This window comes from Mesorhizobium sp. M1C.F.Ca.ET.210.01.1.1 (genome assembly GCF_004791585.1).
Classification (GTDB): domain Bacteria; phylum Pseudomonadota; class Alphaproteobacteria; order Rhizobiales; family Rhizobiaceae; genus Mesorhizobium.
Window position 1 is genome coordinate 1 of the sequence record NZ_SRUU01000039.1, and the last position, 15020, is coordinate 15020.

14 protein-coding genes and 1 pseudogene are annotated in these 15020 nt (G+C 64.2%); 7 read left to right on the plus strand and 8 right to left on the minus strand.

What is annotated here, in order from left to right:
• A pseudogene (locus EN853_RS29160) lies at positions 1-118 on the plus strand (IS630 family transposase); the annotation flags it as partial.
• 75 nt (positions 119-193) lie between these two features.
• Here the strand turns inward: EN853_RS29160 and EN853_RS29165 are convergent.
• Entirely contained in the window at positions 194-859 is a 666-nt protein-coding gene (locus EN853_RS29165; protein WP_127862540.1) for an HAD-IA family hydrolase, read from the minus strand.
• 169 nt (positions 860-1028) lie between these two features.
• Between EN853_RS29165 and EN853_RS29170 the strand changes: the two genes are divergently transcribed.
• Together EN853_RS29170 and EN853_RS29175 are read left to right on the plus strand one after the other, a co-directional pair.
• Positions 1029-1898, plus strand: coding sequence for a transglutaminase family protein (locus tag EN853_RS29170; RefSeq protein ID WP_127862539.1), 870 nt, complete (start codon positions 1029-1031; stop codon positions 1896-1898).
• Positions 1899-2203: 305 nt separating this feature from the next.
• Entirely contained in the window at positions 2204-3622 is a 1419-nt protein-coding gene (locus tag EN853_RS29175; RefSeq protein WP_127862538.1) for a pilus assembly protein, read from the plus strand.
• Between the two features lie 404 nt (positions 3623-4026).
• Here EN853_RS29175 and EN853_RS29180 read toward each other — a convergent pair whose 3' ends face one another.
• Positions 4027-4497, minus strand: a complete 471-nt coding sequence (locus tag EN853_RS29180) for a MarR family winged helix-turn-helix transcriptional regulator (protein WP_127862537.1) — start codon at positions 4495-4497, stop codon at positions 4027-4029.
• Between the two features lie 98 nt (positions 4498-4595).
• On the opposite strand from EN853_RS29180, the gene EN853_RS29185 reads away from it, so the two are divergent.
• Positions 4596-4964, plus strand: a complete 369-nt coding sequence (locus EN853_RS29185) for an antibiotic biosynthesis monooxygenase family protein (RefSeq protein ID WP_127862536.1) — start codon at positions 4596-4598, stop codon at positions 4962-4964.
• Positions 4965-5115: 151 nt separating this feature from the next.
• A complete protein-coding gene (locus tag EN853_RS29190; protein ID WP_127862535.1) occupies positions 5116-6384 on the plus strand; it encodes a cyclopropane-fatty-acyl-phospholipid synthase family protein in 1269 nt (422 codons plus the stop codon).
• Between the two features lie 18 nt (positions 6385-6402).
• Here the strand turns inward: EN853_RS29190 and EN853_RS29195 are convergent, their stop codons facing one another.
• Together EN853_RS29195 and acs are read right to left on the minus strand one after the other, a co-directional pair.
• Positions 6403-7152, minus strand: coding sequence for an MOSC domain-containing protein (locus EN853_RS29195; protein WP_127862534.1), 750 nt, complete (start codon positions 7150-7152; stop codon positions 6403-6405).
• Positions 7149-9107 carry an acetate--CoA ligase gene (gene acs, locus EN853_RS29200; protein ID WP_127862533.1) on the minus strand — a complete coding sequence of 653 codons (1959 nt, stop codon included), beginning with the start codon at positions 9105-9107 and terminating at the stop codon, positions 7149-7151. The genes EN853_RS29195 and acs overlap by 4 nt, the downstream gene beginning before the upstream one ends.
• 303 nt (positions 9108-9410) lie before the next feature.
• Here acs and EN853_RS29205 point away from each other — a divergent pair, with 303 nt between their 5' ends.
• Positions 9411-9683: an usg protein gene (locus EN853_RS29205; RefSeq protein ID WP_127862532.1), complete on the plus strand. Its 273-nt coding sequence runs from the start codon at positions 9411-9413 to the stop codon at positions 9681-9683.
• 36 nt (positions 9684-9719) lie between these two features.
• Here the strand turns inward: EN853_RS29205 and EN853_RS29210 are convergent, their stop codons facing one another.
• Positions 9720-10754, minus strand: a complete 1035-nt coding sequence (locus tag EN853_RS29210) for an aldo/keto reductase (protein WP_127862531.1) — start codon at positions 10752-10754, stop codon at positions 9720-9722.
• A gap of 39 nt (positions 10755-10793) precedes the next feature.
• Positions 10794-11981: an MFS transporter gene (locus tag EN853_RS29215; protein ID WP_127862530.1), complete on the minus strand. Its 1188-nt coding sequence runs from the start codon at positions 11979-11981 to the stop codon at positions 10794-10796.
• 122 nt (positions 11982-12103) lie between these two features.
• Here EN853_RS29215 and EN853_RS29220 point away from each other — a divergent pair, with 122 nt between their 5' ends.
• Positions 12104-13009, plus strand: coding sequence for a LysR family transcriptional regulator (locus tag EN853_RS29220; protein WP_127862529.1), 906 nt, complete (start codon positions 12104-12106; stop codon positions 13007-13009).
• Between the two features lie 56 nt (positions 13010-13065).
• Here EN853_RS29220 and EN853_RS29225 read toward each other — a convergent pair whose 3' ends face one another.
• Together EN853_RS29225 and EN853_RS29235 are read right to left on the minus strand one after the other, a co-directional pair.
• Positions 13066-14115: an aldo/keto reductase gene (locus tag EN853_RS29225; RefSeq protein ID WP_127862528.1), complete on the minus strand. Its 1050-nt coding sequence runs from the start codon at positions 14113-14115 to the stop codon at positions 13066-13068.
• Positions 14116-14354: 239 nt separating this feature from the next.
• A complete protein-coding gene (locus tag EN853_RS29235) occupies positions 14355-15020 on the minus strand; it encodes a YggS family pyridoxal phosphate-dependent enzyme (protein ID WP_127862526.1) in 666 nt (221 codons plus the stop codon).

Below are 15020 nucleotides of genomic sequence, written 5' to 3' on the forward strand. Positions count from 1 at the left end.
CCAGAAGCGAACCATCGACGACACCTGGCGACACATCGGACACCTCGTCGCCACCATAGAACCCGACGAATGCTCAAACTACTTCAACAACGCCGGATACGCTTCCGTCAAAACCTGAAGCGCTCTAAGTCCGCTCCGTTCCGGTTCTCGGAATTCACCATCCTCGTCGACCTGACCTGAATCTCAGCATATCCTAGGCCGCGTCGCGCTGCGGCTCGATGACCATCCAGCCGTTGTCGTCGGTGGCGACGCCGAGCGCGTCGTAGGTGGCGATGCTGGCGTGTGGCGTCACGACCGGATGGACATGCGTGGCGCTGATCACCATCACCGAGGCGCCGGAAGCTTCGCCCGCCGCGATGCCGGCCGGGGCATCCTCGAAGACGAGGCAATCGCGCGCCTCGACGCCGAGGCGCTTGGCCGCCAGCAGGAAGCAGTCGGGTGCCGGCTTGCCGCGGGTGACGTCCTCGGCCGAGACCATCATGGCGGGAACCGGAATGCCGGCCGCCGCGATGCGCAGCAGGGCGAGCTCGCGCGGCGCCGAGGTGACGATCGCCCAGCGGTGCGGCGGCAACGACTTCAGAAACGCCACGGCGCCCGGGATCGGCACGATGCCGTCGAGGTCCGCCGCTTCCGCCTTGAGCAGCGCGTCGGCTTCGACCACCGCGTCCAGGCCCGGCAAATTCAATGCGGCGATCGTCTCGATCGCGCGCTTGCCGTGGATCGTCGGTAGGAAGCTTGCGACGTCGAGGCCGTGGCGATTGGCCCATGTCGTCCACACCCTCTCGGCCGCTGCGATCGAATTGAGGACCGTGCCATCCATGTCGAAAAGGAAGGCGGCGAACTTTCTGCCTAAGAACATCGGATATCCTGGGAGTGTTTTTGGGGAGGGGCAAAGCCTGGAAATATGATAGACTGGCCGGCACCGCTTGGGAAGGCGCGAGGCAGGCTTTCGACCTGACGCAGGAACAACAGACCCGTTACAGCGTTGATTGGAAAGTCTTTCCAAGAAATGACGAAGGGGGAACGGGATGCTGATCCGGCTCGGCTACGAAATCGCTATCGAATGCGTCGCGGCGACGCCGATCATCTCGCTCCTCGATATCCACCCCGACCGCCATGCCGATATCAAGCGGCAGACGCGCGTGCTCACCTCGCCTTCCGTGCCGACCCGGACCTATCGCGACCGCCACAACAATATCTGCCGCCGTTTCACGGCGCCGGCCGGCGGTTTCCGCATTCTTTACGATGCGGTGATCGAGGACGGCGGCCAGACCGACGAGGTCAACAGGCTGGCGCGCGAAACACCTGTCGCGGATCTGCCGGATGAGGTGCTGGTGTATCTGCTTGGCAGCCGCTATTGCGAGACGGATCACCTCGGCGGCCGCGCCTGGCAGCTGTTTGGTCATCTGCCGTCGGGCTGGGCCCGCGTGCAGGCGATCGTCGACTATGTCCACAGCAGGCTTTCCTTCGGCTACGGTTATGCTCGCGCCACCCGCACGGCGGCGCAGGCGCATGAGGAGCGCGTCGGCGTCTGCCGCGACTTCGCGCATCTGGCGATCACGCTCTGCCGCTCGATGAACATTCCGGCGCGCTATGTGAACGGCTATCTCGGCGATATCGGCGTGCCGGCCGATCCCGCGCCAATGGACTTCTCGGCCTGGATGGAGGTGTTCCTCGACGGCAAGTGGTACACGTTCGACCCGCGCCACAATTGCCCGCGGATCGGCCGCGTCGTGATCGCGCGCGGCCGCGACGCCACCGACGTGCCGCTGCTGCACAGCTTCGGCCAGCACAAGCTCGCCCTGTTCAAGGTCTGGACCTACGAACAGGAAGGCAACCGCTTCAACCCGCCACATCATGGCGTCAACCGCACGGCAAGCGCGCAGATGCTGGCATAAGCCAGCCGGCTGTCCCACCACGCTTCAGCACCGCTGCTGACCCGCTTCGGCACAGGCCAGGCTGTGCCGAAGCGGGAAGCGCCGCGACCGCTCAGCAGAACATGGTAAGCGCTTCCTGAACGGCATTTCACCAGTCGTCCTTTCGTTTACCCGCCATTCACCTTCCTGTCTGCCGAGGGCAAGCAAAAACAATAAGTTAACCGGTCACTATGCGTCTTTGCACCGCCCGGCGGCCGCGTCCGGCCGAAATCCTGCAATGCCAACCGTCGAGCGGCCTCGATGCCGCAGGCAGCGGAGGCGCAAGGATGCGGCAGTTCAAAGGTCTCGTTCGTGGGATGGACCGGTTTGCCCGGGATCGCGGAGGCAATTTCGCGGTTCTGTTCGGGGCTGCCGCAACGGTCCTGGCGCTGGGGGCTGGATTCGCGGTCAATGTCTCGCAGCTCTACAATGCGAGATCGAGCTTGCAGGGCGTCGTCGACGCCGCGGTGACCTCGACGGCACGCGATCTCACCCTCGGCATCATCAAGGAAGCCGATGCCAATCGATCGGTGCAGGCATTCCTCGACGCCAACAGCACCGCCGGCATCCTTCAAACCGATCAGATCGTGCTCGACAAGCTCACGATCAACAGGACAGCGAAAACCGTGCAGGCGGATGTGCATGCCGATATCGATCTTTATTTCCCGTTTTTCAGCATGGGCGACATGCGGCGTGTGACCTCGTCGACCACCGCTCTCTATTCGGACAAGAAGATCGAGGTGGCGATGATGCTCGACATCACCGGCTCGATGGCCGCCAACAGGCGCGCCAAGACCAACAAGATCGGCGACCTGCAGGCGGCCGCTTCGCAAACGGTCAAGGATCTGCTGGGGCAGAACCGGGACCCCAACGATCCGAGGGTGCGCGTGGCAATCATCCCTTACGCCGAGGCGGTCAATACCGGCGGCCTCGCCGGCACTGTATTCGTCGAAACGCAGGATGGACCAAAGTTACCGCCGCCGATCGACGCGCCGGTAGCGGTTTCCACCACGACGGCACCCGACAAGTGCGCTACCGAACGCAAGGACAAGGAAGGCTACGCCGACTATTCGTCCGATGGCCCCGACACACTTCGCCGGAACAACAAGGGCAAGACCTATCAGGCCAAAGTCAACCGCGACTACCGCATGCGGACATGCCCCGCCGCGGCTCTCGTTCCGCTGACCGCCGATCAGGACAAGCTGCTCACGGCAATCGATCATTTCCAAGCCGCGGGTGTGACTGCCGGCGGCATTGCCGCGCAATGGGGCTATTACATGCTCTCCCCGTCGTGGCGCGCGACGATTGCCGATGCCCGCCTGGGCACCGGCCCTGCCAATTTCGATCCGAAAAAGGTGGCCAAGATCGCCATCCTGATGACGGATGGCCAATTCAACACCGCCTTCGCCCGCGGGCGCGGCGCGGCCGCGTGGCAGGACGAGGGCGAGACTTCGCGCGCCAATGCCGAAGCGATTTGCGACAACATGAAGCGCGACGGCATCGAGGTCTTCACCATCGGCTTCGATCTCAATGATCCATCGATGACCACGACCGAGCGGGATCAGGCCAAGTCCGTGTTGAAGGACTGCTCGAGCGCAGACACCTCCTCGTTGAAGCACTATTACGAGGCCGCCACGGGCGCCGAACTGTCAGATGCTTTCGGCGAGATCACCCGCAACATCGAAAAGCTCACCATCGACCGCTGACCGCGCTTGGGCAGACCGCGAGAAAGGAAAAGGCCGCCGCTTCGTGACGAAGCAGGCGGCCTTCCGTGTTTCCGTCCATGACGCGGCTCATGGCGGCGACGCCTTCGCGTCACCTGCCGCGCGTCTCGCGCCTTAACGGGAAGACTGCTTCCCGGAAGTGCAATCCGCTGAGCTCACGTTATAGGAAACGAAATCACTCGACATCGGATCACCTCCTTTCGGTTTGTTGAACACAACCAGATGATGGGGTGCGCCGCGGCAAAAGACAAGGTGACGTCACGGAATGACCAAACCTCAGGCGGATAATCCCCCACCCGCGATGTTTTTGCGCAACAGGTCGGGATTGCGGTCGAGGGAGCAATGCCTCCCGCCCGGTGTCATGACCTTCAACCTAGCGCGCCACGTCACGCCTGCTCTTCTGCTTCTCCTTCCAGCTTCCGGCGAAGCGCCTTCACGACAGAGTGCGTGGTCTCCAGTTCGCCGACCTCGATCCCCTCCGAGAGCCAGTTCACCCAAGGCGCCTGCAGGCGCATGGCGGCGTCGAATGCCTGTTTCCCGGTGTCGGTCAGCACCACGAGCTGCGCCCGCCGGTGATGTGGGTTGGGCTTGAACGCGACAAGCCCGTCCTCTGCCATATCGTTGGCGATGCGCTGGACGTTCTGGCGGTTGGCGCCCATGTCACGCGCTAGCCACGCGACCGGCTGCGGCCGGTCTGCCGCGACGATGGTGCCGAGCACCTGCCAGCGGGCGCTCGTCAGGCCCAGACCGGCGACGAGCCTGTCGCCCGCGGCAATGATGCGATTGTTGAGCCTGAAAAGGTCAAGGAACAGGTCGGTCAAGGCAACGGCGGCTTTCGTTCGTTCTGGGGCAGGCATTCTGTCACCATGGAATGATATTGACATTATGATGTCAAATTACTAGATATGCATGGAACCAAGTTGACATCATGAAACCATATTGAAAGGAGCTTGTCATGCCACACATGCGCCCGCTGGACCCTGCCTTCCCGATCGAACGCCAGATCGCCATCGACGCGTCCCCTGTCGTGCTCGTCAACGTCTTCACCCTCGACAAGGCCGACGAACAGACCTTCCTGCAGGCCTGGGAGGTTGACGCGCATTTCATGAAGCGCCAGCCGGGTTTCATCTCGACCCAGCTTCACAGGGCCATTGGCGACAGCCCGACCTATCTCAACTACGCCGTCTGGGAATCGACGGCCGATTTCAGGGCCGCGTTCATGCATCCGGAGTTCAGGGCGAAGATCTCGGCCTATCCGTCCTCGGCCGCAGCTTCCCCACACCTGTTTCAGAAGGTTGCGGTGTCCGGCATCTGCGTTGCGTAGCATTGCCGGAATGCCTTGTGCCAAGGAGCTTCCGCCGGCGGCGATCCGGCGGTCAACTCTCTCTCGTTCCCTCGACCTTTGAATTTCGTTGAGCTCCCGACATAATCCGGATGCGGCGTCGTGACAGTTTGCGCCGCACCGGGAGGTGGGAATGGACGCCGCTGACAGAGCTGCGCGGATCGTGCGAACGGTCGTCGAAACGCTGAAGCCGGGCTTTGCGGTCAGGCTGTGGACCGGCGAGCGGATCGGTCCCGCCGGCGGTCCGGCACTCGCCATCAACGATCAGGACATCGTCTGGCAACTGGTTCGCCGGCCGACCTTCTCGACGCTGGTCGAGATGTGGATTTCCAAGACCCTCGATATCGAAGAGGGCACGCTGTTCGATTTCTATGCCCTGCCGTCGCAAGGCAAGCTCAAGACGAGGCTCAGATCCCTGCCCAAGCTGGCGATCCTGCGCGACCTACCGGCGGTGCTTTTCTCGCGGAAACAGATGACGGCGCGCAGCGATCTTTCCGGCCGCAAGCCTTTCGTCAGCGGGTCGAACAAGGAGGCGATCCAGCACCATTACGACATCTCGAACGCCTTCTATCGGCTCTTCCTCGACGAGCGCATGGTCTACAGCTGCGGCTACTTCAAGGACTTCGCCAATGGCATCGACCAGGCGCAGGTCGACAAACTCGACCACATCTGCCGCAAGCTCAGGCTGAAGCAGGGCGAAACGTTGCTCGACATCGGCTGCGGCTGGGGCGCGATGCTCATCCATGCGGCGAAGAACTACGGCGTCGTCGGTCACGGCGTCTCGTTGTCGGAGGCCCAGACGGAGCTTGCCCGCGAGCGCATTCGCGCCGAGGGGCTGCAGGACCGCATCACCATCGAGATAAAGTCCTATGCCGAGCTCTCCGGCACCTTCGACAAGATCTCGTCGATCGGCATGTTCGAGCATCTGGGGCTTGCCAACCACGCTGCCTACTTCTCGGCCGTCAATCGCTTGCTGAAGCCCGGCGGCATCTATCTGCACCATGCCATCACCAGGCGCAGCAAGGGCGACATCAGGAAGACCCTGCGCAAGGGGCCGGAATACAAGGCGCTGATCAAATACATCTTCCCCGGCGGCGAGCTCGATACGATCGGCATGACGCTCGGCAACCTCGAAGCGCATGGCTTCCTCGTCCATGACGTGGAGAACCTGCGCGAGCACTACGCGCGTACCTGCCGCCTGTGGGCGGAGCGTCTCGACGCGCGCTTCGATGAGGCGATCGCCGAGGTAGGCGAGGCGAAGGCGCGGCTCTGGCTGCTCTATCTCACCGGCTGCTCGATCACCTTCGAGCGCGCCTCGGCGCAGATCTTTCAGACCGTCGCCACGAAGCGCGCACGTGGTCCCAGCGGATTGCCGCCGACACGGGTCGATCTCTATCGGTAGAAGCGGGGGGGCGACTGGTCAGACGAAACGCATCGGCGCGCCGATCTCGACACGTGCCGGCCGGTCGACGGTGCAGTAGACGCCGAGATTGTGGGCGTTGTAGCGGACCAGGTTGCGCAGGATGCCGGGATCGTTGTCGAAGCCTTCCTGCGCGATGATGGTGAAGCCGCAGCGGCGGCAAGGCTCCGAGACGGTGAGCAGGAGGTCGCCGACCGCGAGCTTGCGGCCGACCCATTCCGTCTCCGGGAAGGAGCCTTCGACCGGCTCCATGTCGACGACGATGTTGGGGCGGAAGCGGCGCGGATCGGGCGCGCCTTCCGGATGCAGCGCCTTCAGCCGCGCCAGCGAGGCGATGGTCAGCAGGTGGATCGGCGCCTTGCGATAACGGGCGGCCGTCAGCGGGCCGGCATAACCGGGCGCGGCGTTTTCGCGATCGAACGGCCGGATCGAGGCGGTGAAGCCGAGAAAGGCAGACACGGCACGGTCGCATTCGGCGCCGGGGGCGCGCAGCCAGTGGCCGCCGGGGACGGCTACCTCCAGCTCGCGGTCGTTGGTCAGCCGAGTGCGGATACGCGGCACGTTGTGCCATTTGGCGTCGCGGTCGGGTCGCGCAATCTCGTTGTCCGAGGCGTCGACGAGGCCGAACATACGGTCGCCGTCGATGGTTTCGCGGCCGACCGAAAGCGCGTCCTGGCGTTCGCCGGCGAGCGAGCTCGCCGGATAGCGCCAGAGCTGGCTGACGGTGCCAAGTGCCGCCTGCTCCGTCATAAAGCTTTCTTGTTCTGGCGGTTGGCGACAAGGTCGTCGACCACGGCCGGATCCGCGAGCGTCGAGGTGTCGCCCAGCGTGCCGAAATCGTCCTCGGCGATCTTGCGCAGGATGCGCCGCATGATCTTGCCCGAGCGGGTTTTGGGCAGGCCCGGCGCGAACTGGATCTTGTCGGGCGTGGCGATCGCGCCGATCTCCTTGCGGACATGGGCGACGAGCTCCTTGCGCAGGTCTTCGCCCGACGCCGTGCCGGCCATCAGCGTGACGTAGCAGTAGATGCCCTGGCCCTTGATGTCGTGCGGATAGCCGACGACGGCGGCTTCCGAGACCTTGTCGTGGCTGACCAGCGCCGACTCCACTTCGGCCGTGCCCATGCGGTGGCCGGAGACGTTGATGACGTCGTCGACGCGGCCGGTGATCCAGTAGTAGCCGTCCGCGTCGCGACGGCAGCCGTCGCCGGTGAAGTACTTGCCCTTGTAGGTCGAGAAATAGGTCTGCACGAAACGGTCGTGGTCGCCATAGACCGTGCGCATCATGCCGGGCCATGCGTCGATGATGCAGAGATTGCCGTCGGCAGCTCCTTCGAGCACCTTGCCCTCGCTGTCGACCAGCTGCGGCTGGACGCCGAAGAAAGGCCGTGTCGCCGAACCCGCCTTGAGGTCGGTGGCGCCGGGCAGCGGCGTGATCAGGATGCCGCCGGTCTCGGTCTGCCACCAGGTGTCGACGATCGGCAGCTTGCTCTTGCCGACGACGTTGAAATACCACTCCCAGGCCTCCGGATTGATCGGCTCGCCGACCGTGCCCAGCACGCGCAGCGACTTGCGCGAGGTCTTGGTCACGTGGGCGTCGCCGGCGCCCATCAGCGCGCGCAGCGCCGTCGGCGCGGTGTAGAAGATGTTGACCTTGTGCTTGTCGACAACGTCCCAGAAGCGCGACTGAGACGGATAGTTCGGCACGCCCTCGAACATCAGCGTGGTGGCGCCGTTGGCCAAAGGCCCGTAGACGATGTAGCTGTGGCCGGTGACCCAGCCGACATCGGCGGTGCACCAGTAGATGTCGCCGTCATGGTAATCGAAGACGTACTGGTGCGTCATCGAGGCATAGACGAGATAGCCGGCGGTGGTGTGCAGCACGCCTTTCGGCTTGCCGGTCGAGCCGGAGGTGTAGAGGATGAACAGCGGGTCCTCCGCCTTCATCTTCTCCGGCTTGCATTCCGCCTTCACGGAAGCGATTTCGTCGTGGTACCAGACGTCGCGGCCCGGAGCCCAGCCGACCTTGCCCCCGGTGCGGCGAACGACGACGACCTTGTTGACCATCACGAAGTTCTTGGCGGCGATGTCGATCGCCTTGTCCGTGTTTTCCTTCAGCGGAATGGTCTTGCCGCCGCGCAGGCCTTCATCGGCGGTGATGACGAAGGTCGATTCGCAGTCGACGATGCGGCCGGCGAGCGCGTCGGGCGAAAAACCGCCGAAGACGACCGAATGGATGGCGCCGATACGCGTGCAGGCGAGCATCGCGTAGGCCGTCTCCGGGATCATCGGCATGTAGATGGTGACGCGGTCGCCCTTCTTGATGCCGTGCTTCTTCATCACATTGGCGAAGCGGCAGACGTGCTCGTAAAGCTCGTTGTAGGTGATCTTCCTGTCGTCGTAGGGGTTGTCGCCTTCCCAGATGATGGCGGTCTGGTTGCCGCGCTTCTTCAGGTGGCGGTCGACGCAGTTGTAGGAGACGTTGGTCAGCCCGTCCTCGAACCAACGGATCGAGACCTTGCCGTCGAAGGAGGTGTTCTTGACCTTGGTGAAGGGCTTGAACCAGTCGATCCGCTTGCCGTGCTTGCCCCAGAACCTGTCCGGATTTTTCACGCTGTCAGCGTACCATTTGAGATAGGTCTCGTTGTCGATCAGCGCGTTCTTCTTCCACACCGGCTGGACGCGATGGACATGATCCTCGGACATTTCTTCATTTCCTCCCAAACCATTCCGCCGGCTTGGATTGCCCGCGGCATCGCGGCATGGGCCGCGAATTCGCGCGCATTATTAACAGTTCCGCCGTGACGGCAATATTAGACGTTGGATTCGCGCGGCGGGATGACGCAGGGGCATGGCGGAATGCCTGTCAGCACTCGCCGCCTGTCGCTGCTAACTGACTGTTTTGCCGATGGAAAACTAGCCTCGGAGCTGCTAAAATCAATAGACAGTTAAACAACGAGGCGCACAGTTCGCGCTGGGAGGAAAGGAGATCGACCCAAGGGGGCTGCGATGCGCAACCATTCCGAAATGGACCTGATGCTGAGGGGCTATGGGCTGACCACGGCCAAGATTCTCTATCACTTCCCCGACCACCCGCATCTGCTGCAGAGCTATATCTGGCAGGACTACGATATCGCTCCCAAATTTCCGGTGCTGATCCGCTTCATCGAATTCTGGAAGACCAGGCTCGATGGGCCGCTGCATTCGGTCACCTACACGCACCAGACGCTGATCGCGCCGAATGAATGGCGGAAGGTGGACGGCGAGTTCGTCCTGCACTGAACGGCAGCAAGGCTGCCGTTCAGCCGATCGCATCCCTCACACCGCCGGCGGATTGAGCCGGGCAAAGCCTTCCTGTCGCCGATAGGGGAAGTAAGGATAGGGCGCGGTCACCGCGCTTGCTTCGTCGAGTGCCTTCATCTGCTGCGGCGTCAATGCCCAGCCCACGGCGCCGAGGTTCTGGCGCAACTGCTCCTCGTTGCGTGCGCCGATGATCACCGACGACACGGTCGGCCGCTGCAGGAGCCAGTTGATGGCGACCTGCGGCACGGTCTTGCCGGTCTCGGCGGCGACCGCCTCGAGCGCGTCGACGACCTTGTGGAGATGCTCGTCCTCGACCGGCGGGCCGAAATCAGCGGTATCGTGCAGCCGGCTCCTTTCAGGCAGCGGCTGGCCGCGGCGGACCTTGCCGGTCAGCCGGCCCCAGCCGAGCGGGCTCCACACCAGCGCGCCGACGCCCTGGTCGAGGCCAAGCGGCATCAGCTCCCATTCATAGTCGCGTCCGACCAGCGAGTAATAGACCTGGTGCGCGATATAACGCGGGTAGCCATGCTGGTCCGCAAGGCCGAGCGACTTCATCACCTGCCAGCCGGAGAAATTGGAGACGCCGACATAGCGCAGCTTGCCGGAGCGCACGAGGTCATCAAGCGTCGACAGCACCTCCTCGATCGGCGTCGCGGCGTCGAAAGCATGAAGCTGCAACAGGTCGATATAGTCGGTGCCGAGACGCTGCAGCGCCGCGTCGACGGACCTCATCAGCCGCGAGCGCGACGAGCCGTAGTCGGCCGGGCCGTCTCCCATCGGCAGCGCGGTCTTGGTCGAGATCAGCACCGCATCGCGACGACCCTTGATCGCCTCGCCCAGCACTTCCTCCGAAGCGCCGTTCGAATAGACGTCGGCCGTGTCGAAGAGATTGACGCCGGCCTCCAGGCAGATGTCGACCAGCCGGCGGGCTTCCTTGGCGTCGCTGTTGCCCCAGTGGCTGAACAGCGGCCCGGAGCCGCCGAAGGTTCCGGCGCCGAAGGAAAGGGCCGGCACTTTCAGGCCGGAGGCGCCGAGACGTCGGTATTCCATGATTGTTCTCCTTGGGATGTCGAGACGGAATTGAGCCGGTCAGCACTGGGCCGGAGCAGGCTCGCCAAGCGCGCGGTCGCGTTCGAAGCGCAGCGCCAGCAGCACCACGGCAAGCGCCGCGAGCGGTACCAGCGCGGCGACAAGGGTGACGGCGCCGAGGCCCGGGCCATGGTCGATGACGAAGCCGCCGAGCCAGGCGCCGATGGCGTTGCCGAGATTGAAGGCGGCGATGTTGAAGGAGGAGGCGAGGCCCTGGCCGGCGCCCCTGGCCTTCTCCAGCACCCACATCTGCAGCGGCGCGACGGTAGCCAAGGCGGCCGCGCCCAGCAGGCCGACTGCTATGATTGCCGCAATGGGCTGATGCATGGCGGCGGTCATGACGAACAGCACGGCCGACAGCGCAACCAGCGTGCCGATGACCGTCGGCATCAGATGCCGGTCGGCCAGGCGTCCGCCAAGCAGGTTGCCCGCGACCAGCCCGCCGCCGAAGACGAGCAGGATCGGCGACACGGCGGCTTCGGAAAAGCCGCTGATGCGGGTGAGGATCGGCGCCAGGTAGGTGAAGGCGGCAAAGACGCCGACCCAGCTCAGCACCGTCGTCAACAGGCCGAGCAGCACCGACCGGCGGCCCAGCACGGCGAGCGTGCCTTCGGAGCTTTCGTCCTCGTTGCCCCCGCCCGGCTCGTCGCGCGGCACGAGCAGCGCGATCACGGCAAAGGCGACAACGCCGACCAGCGTGACGGCAAGGAAGCTCGAGCGCCAGCCATAGGCCTGGCCGAGCCAGGTGCCGAACGGCACGCCGAGGATGTTGGCGACGGTGAGGCCGGTGAACATCAGTGCGATCGCCGAAGCCTTCCTGTTCGGCGCGACAAGGCTGGTGGCGACGACGGAACCGACGCCGAAGAAGGAGGCATGGGCAAAGGCGGTGAGCACGCGCGCCGCCATCAGGGTCCAGTAGCCGGGCGCCAGCGCACAGGCGAGGTTGCCGACGGTGAAGACCACCATCAAGGCAAGCAGCAAGGTCTTGCGCGGCAGGCGGCCGGTGAGCGCGCCGAGCAGCGGCGCACCGACGACAACGCCCAGCGCATAGCCGGAAATGAGCAGGCCCGCGGCCGAGATCGAGACACCGAGATCGGCGCTGACATCGAGCAGCAGGCCCATGATGACGAATTCGGTGACGCCGATGCCGAAGGCGCCGGCGGTGAGGGCATAAAGTGCAAGAGGCATGGCGGTGGTCCAGTTGGTCGGAAGAGGACGCCCCAGTCCCGCGCCCCGACCGGAAGATCGTGATCCGCCAACCTGTGAACCAGCCTTGCATGAGGCATATTTTCTGTGAAATAGATTCATGAATGGCGAGACCCGAAATCAACCGTTCCGGCGAGATCGAAGTGTTCGTCCGTGTCGTCGAGGCGGGCAGCTTTTCCGCCGCGGCGCGGGCGCTGCGCATGACGCCGTCGGCGGTGAGCAAGCTGATCGCGCGGCTGGAGGCGCGGCTCGGGGCGCGGCTCATCAGCCGCTCGACGCGCAGGCTTCAGCTCACGCCGGAAGGCGCTGCCTTCCACGAAAGCGGCTTGCGCATCCTCGCCGACCTCGACGCCGCCGAGCGTGAAGCGGCGGCGGGCGCGGCGCCGCGCGGCAGGCTGAGGGTCAACAGCTACGTGCCGTTCGGCCAGCACCGGCTGATGGCGCTGTTGCCGCGTTTCCTTGAGCGTTATCCCGAGATCTTCGTCGAAGCCGTGCTGACAGACAGTGTCATCGACCTCCTGGAAGAGCGCGCCGATGTCGCGATCCGCGCCGGGCCGTTGCGCGAGTCGCGGCTGGTGGCGCGCAAGCTCGGCCAGAGCCGGATGGTGCTGGTCGCGTCCCCTGCCTATCTGGAATCACGCGGCACGCCGCGCGCACTCTCCGATCTCGCCCGGCACAACATGCTGGCCTTCGGTTTCGCCAGGCATATCGAAGGCTGGCCCTTCGTCGATGCGGCGGGCAAATCGATCATTCTGCCGATTGTCGGAAACATGTCGCTGACCGACGGCGAAGCGATGCGGCGCACGACGTTGGCCGGTGCCGGCATCGCGCGGCTGGCGCGCTGGCATGTCGAGCCTGACATTGCCGCCGGGCTGCTCGTGCCATTGCTTGAGGAATTCAATCCCGGCGACGAGGAGCCGACGCACGCCGTCTATGTCGGCCAGGGCAAGCACCTGCCGGCGCGGGTGCGGGCCTTCCTCGATTTTCTGGTCGAGACGGTACGGATATAAAAGGCCGCGCATCCGGTAATGCGCGGCCCTTGTACGGCGGCTGATATCGCGAACGATCAGGCCTTCGGCACGAAAGGCGCGGGACGTCGGCCGGCTGCCTGCCGCTCCAGCATCCAGCCCGGATATTCGGCAGGCAGCGCGCTGACTTCGTCCAGCCTGGCAAGATCGTCGCCATCGAGCTTCAGACCCGTCGCGGCAAGGTTCTGCTCGAGCTGGTCCATGCGGCTGGCGCCGATGATGACGCTCATCACGAACGGCTTGGCCAGCACATAGCCCAGCGCCACCGTGGCGACGCTGATATCGTGCTTCCTGGCGATCTCGCGCATGACGGCGACCGCCGCCCAGGCGCGATCCTCGTTGACCGGCGGGAAGTTGAAATTGGCGCGGCGGCCCTCGCCATTGCCCGGCGCGCCCGGACCGTACTTGCCGGAGAGCAGCCCGCCGGCCATCGGCGACCAGACCATGAGACCAAGCTTTTCCTCGTTGAGCAGCGGCACGATCTCGCGCTCGAGATCCCGGCCGGCGATCGAGTAGTAGGACTGCACCGTCTCGAAACGGGCATAGTCCTTGCGCTCGGCGATGCCGAGGGCCTTGGCGATGCGCCAGGCCTGCCAGTTGGAGACGCCGACATAGCGGACCTTGCCGCTGGCGACGAGGTCGTCGAGCGCCCGCAGCGTCTCGTCGATCGGCGTCACCGCATCGGTGCCGTGCAACTGGTAGAGGTCGATGTGATCGAGCTGCAGCCGCTCGAGGCTGGCGTCGACCGAATCCATGATGTGACCGCGCGAGGAACCGCGCTCGTTCGGTCCGCTGCCCATGATGCCGTGGACCTTGGTGGCGATGATGACGTCCGATCGCCTGATGCCGAGATCCTTGAGCGACTGGCCGAGCAGCCGCTCGGACTGGCCGAAGGAATAGACATCAGCGGTGTCGAAGAAATTGACGCCGGCGGCGATCGAGCGGCCGACGATCTCGTTCACCCCTTTCTGGTCGAGACTGGCGATGAGGCCCCATTGAGCGTTCTCGCCGGCGGCGCCGAAGGTCATGGTGCCGAGGCAGAGTTCGGAGACGAACAGGCCGGTGTTGCCAAGCTGGTTGTAGCGCATGGTGGAATTTCCCTGAGCAGGATTGAATGACATGAGGGAAATAGGAACGGGCCGTTTCGTTTCAAGCGCTGGCGCAACGATATCGCTCGGCTGGCCGGCCTATAACGAGATCGTGAAAGGAAAGTCGCGCGGAGACGCTAGATCGTTTCAGCGATTCATAGAATCGCCGAACCGCTCTAACTATTTGTTTTTTGCGCATTCCGGACGGAAAACCGTTACACACTTTTCCTGGAATTGCTCTAGGTGCGACTGCCGAAGATCGCCGAGCCGACCCTGACGCTGGTGGCGCCGAAGGCGATCGCGGTCTCGTAGTCGCCGGACATGCCCATCGAGAGCTTTGCGACCCCGGCCTCGCGGGCAATCTTTTCCAGAAGCGCGAAATGCGGGCCGGGATTCTCGTCGGCCGGCGGGATGCACATCAGGCCCTCGATGGCGAGGCCATGCACCTCGCGGCAACGCTGGACGAAGGCGACGGCCTCTCGCGGCTCGATGCCGGCCTTCTGCGGCTCGGAGCCGGTGTTGACCTGGACATAGAGTCTTGGCGTCCGGCCTTGCCTGGCGATCTCCTTGGCAAGCTCGGCGGCGATCTTCTCGCGGTCGACCGTCTCGATGACGTCGAAAAGCGTCACCGCTTCCCTGGCCTTGTTGGACTGCAGCGGACCGATCAGGTGCAGTTCGATATCGGGAAACGCCTCTTTCAGCGCCGGCCATTTGCCCTGGGCTTCCTGGACACGGTTCTCGCCGAAGACACGCTGGCCCGCCTCGATCACAGGGCCAATATCGTCGGCCGCAAAGGTCTTCGACACCGCGACGAGCGTGACGGCGCCAGGCTCGCGCCCGGCCTCGCGCTCGGCCTTCGCGATCCTCGCCTTGACCGCGAGAAGCTGTTCGACGGCACTCGTCAT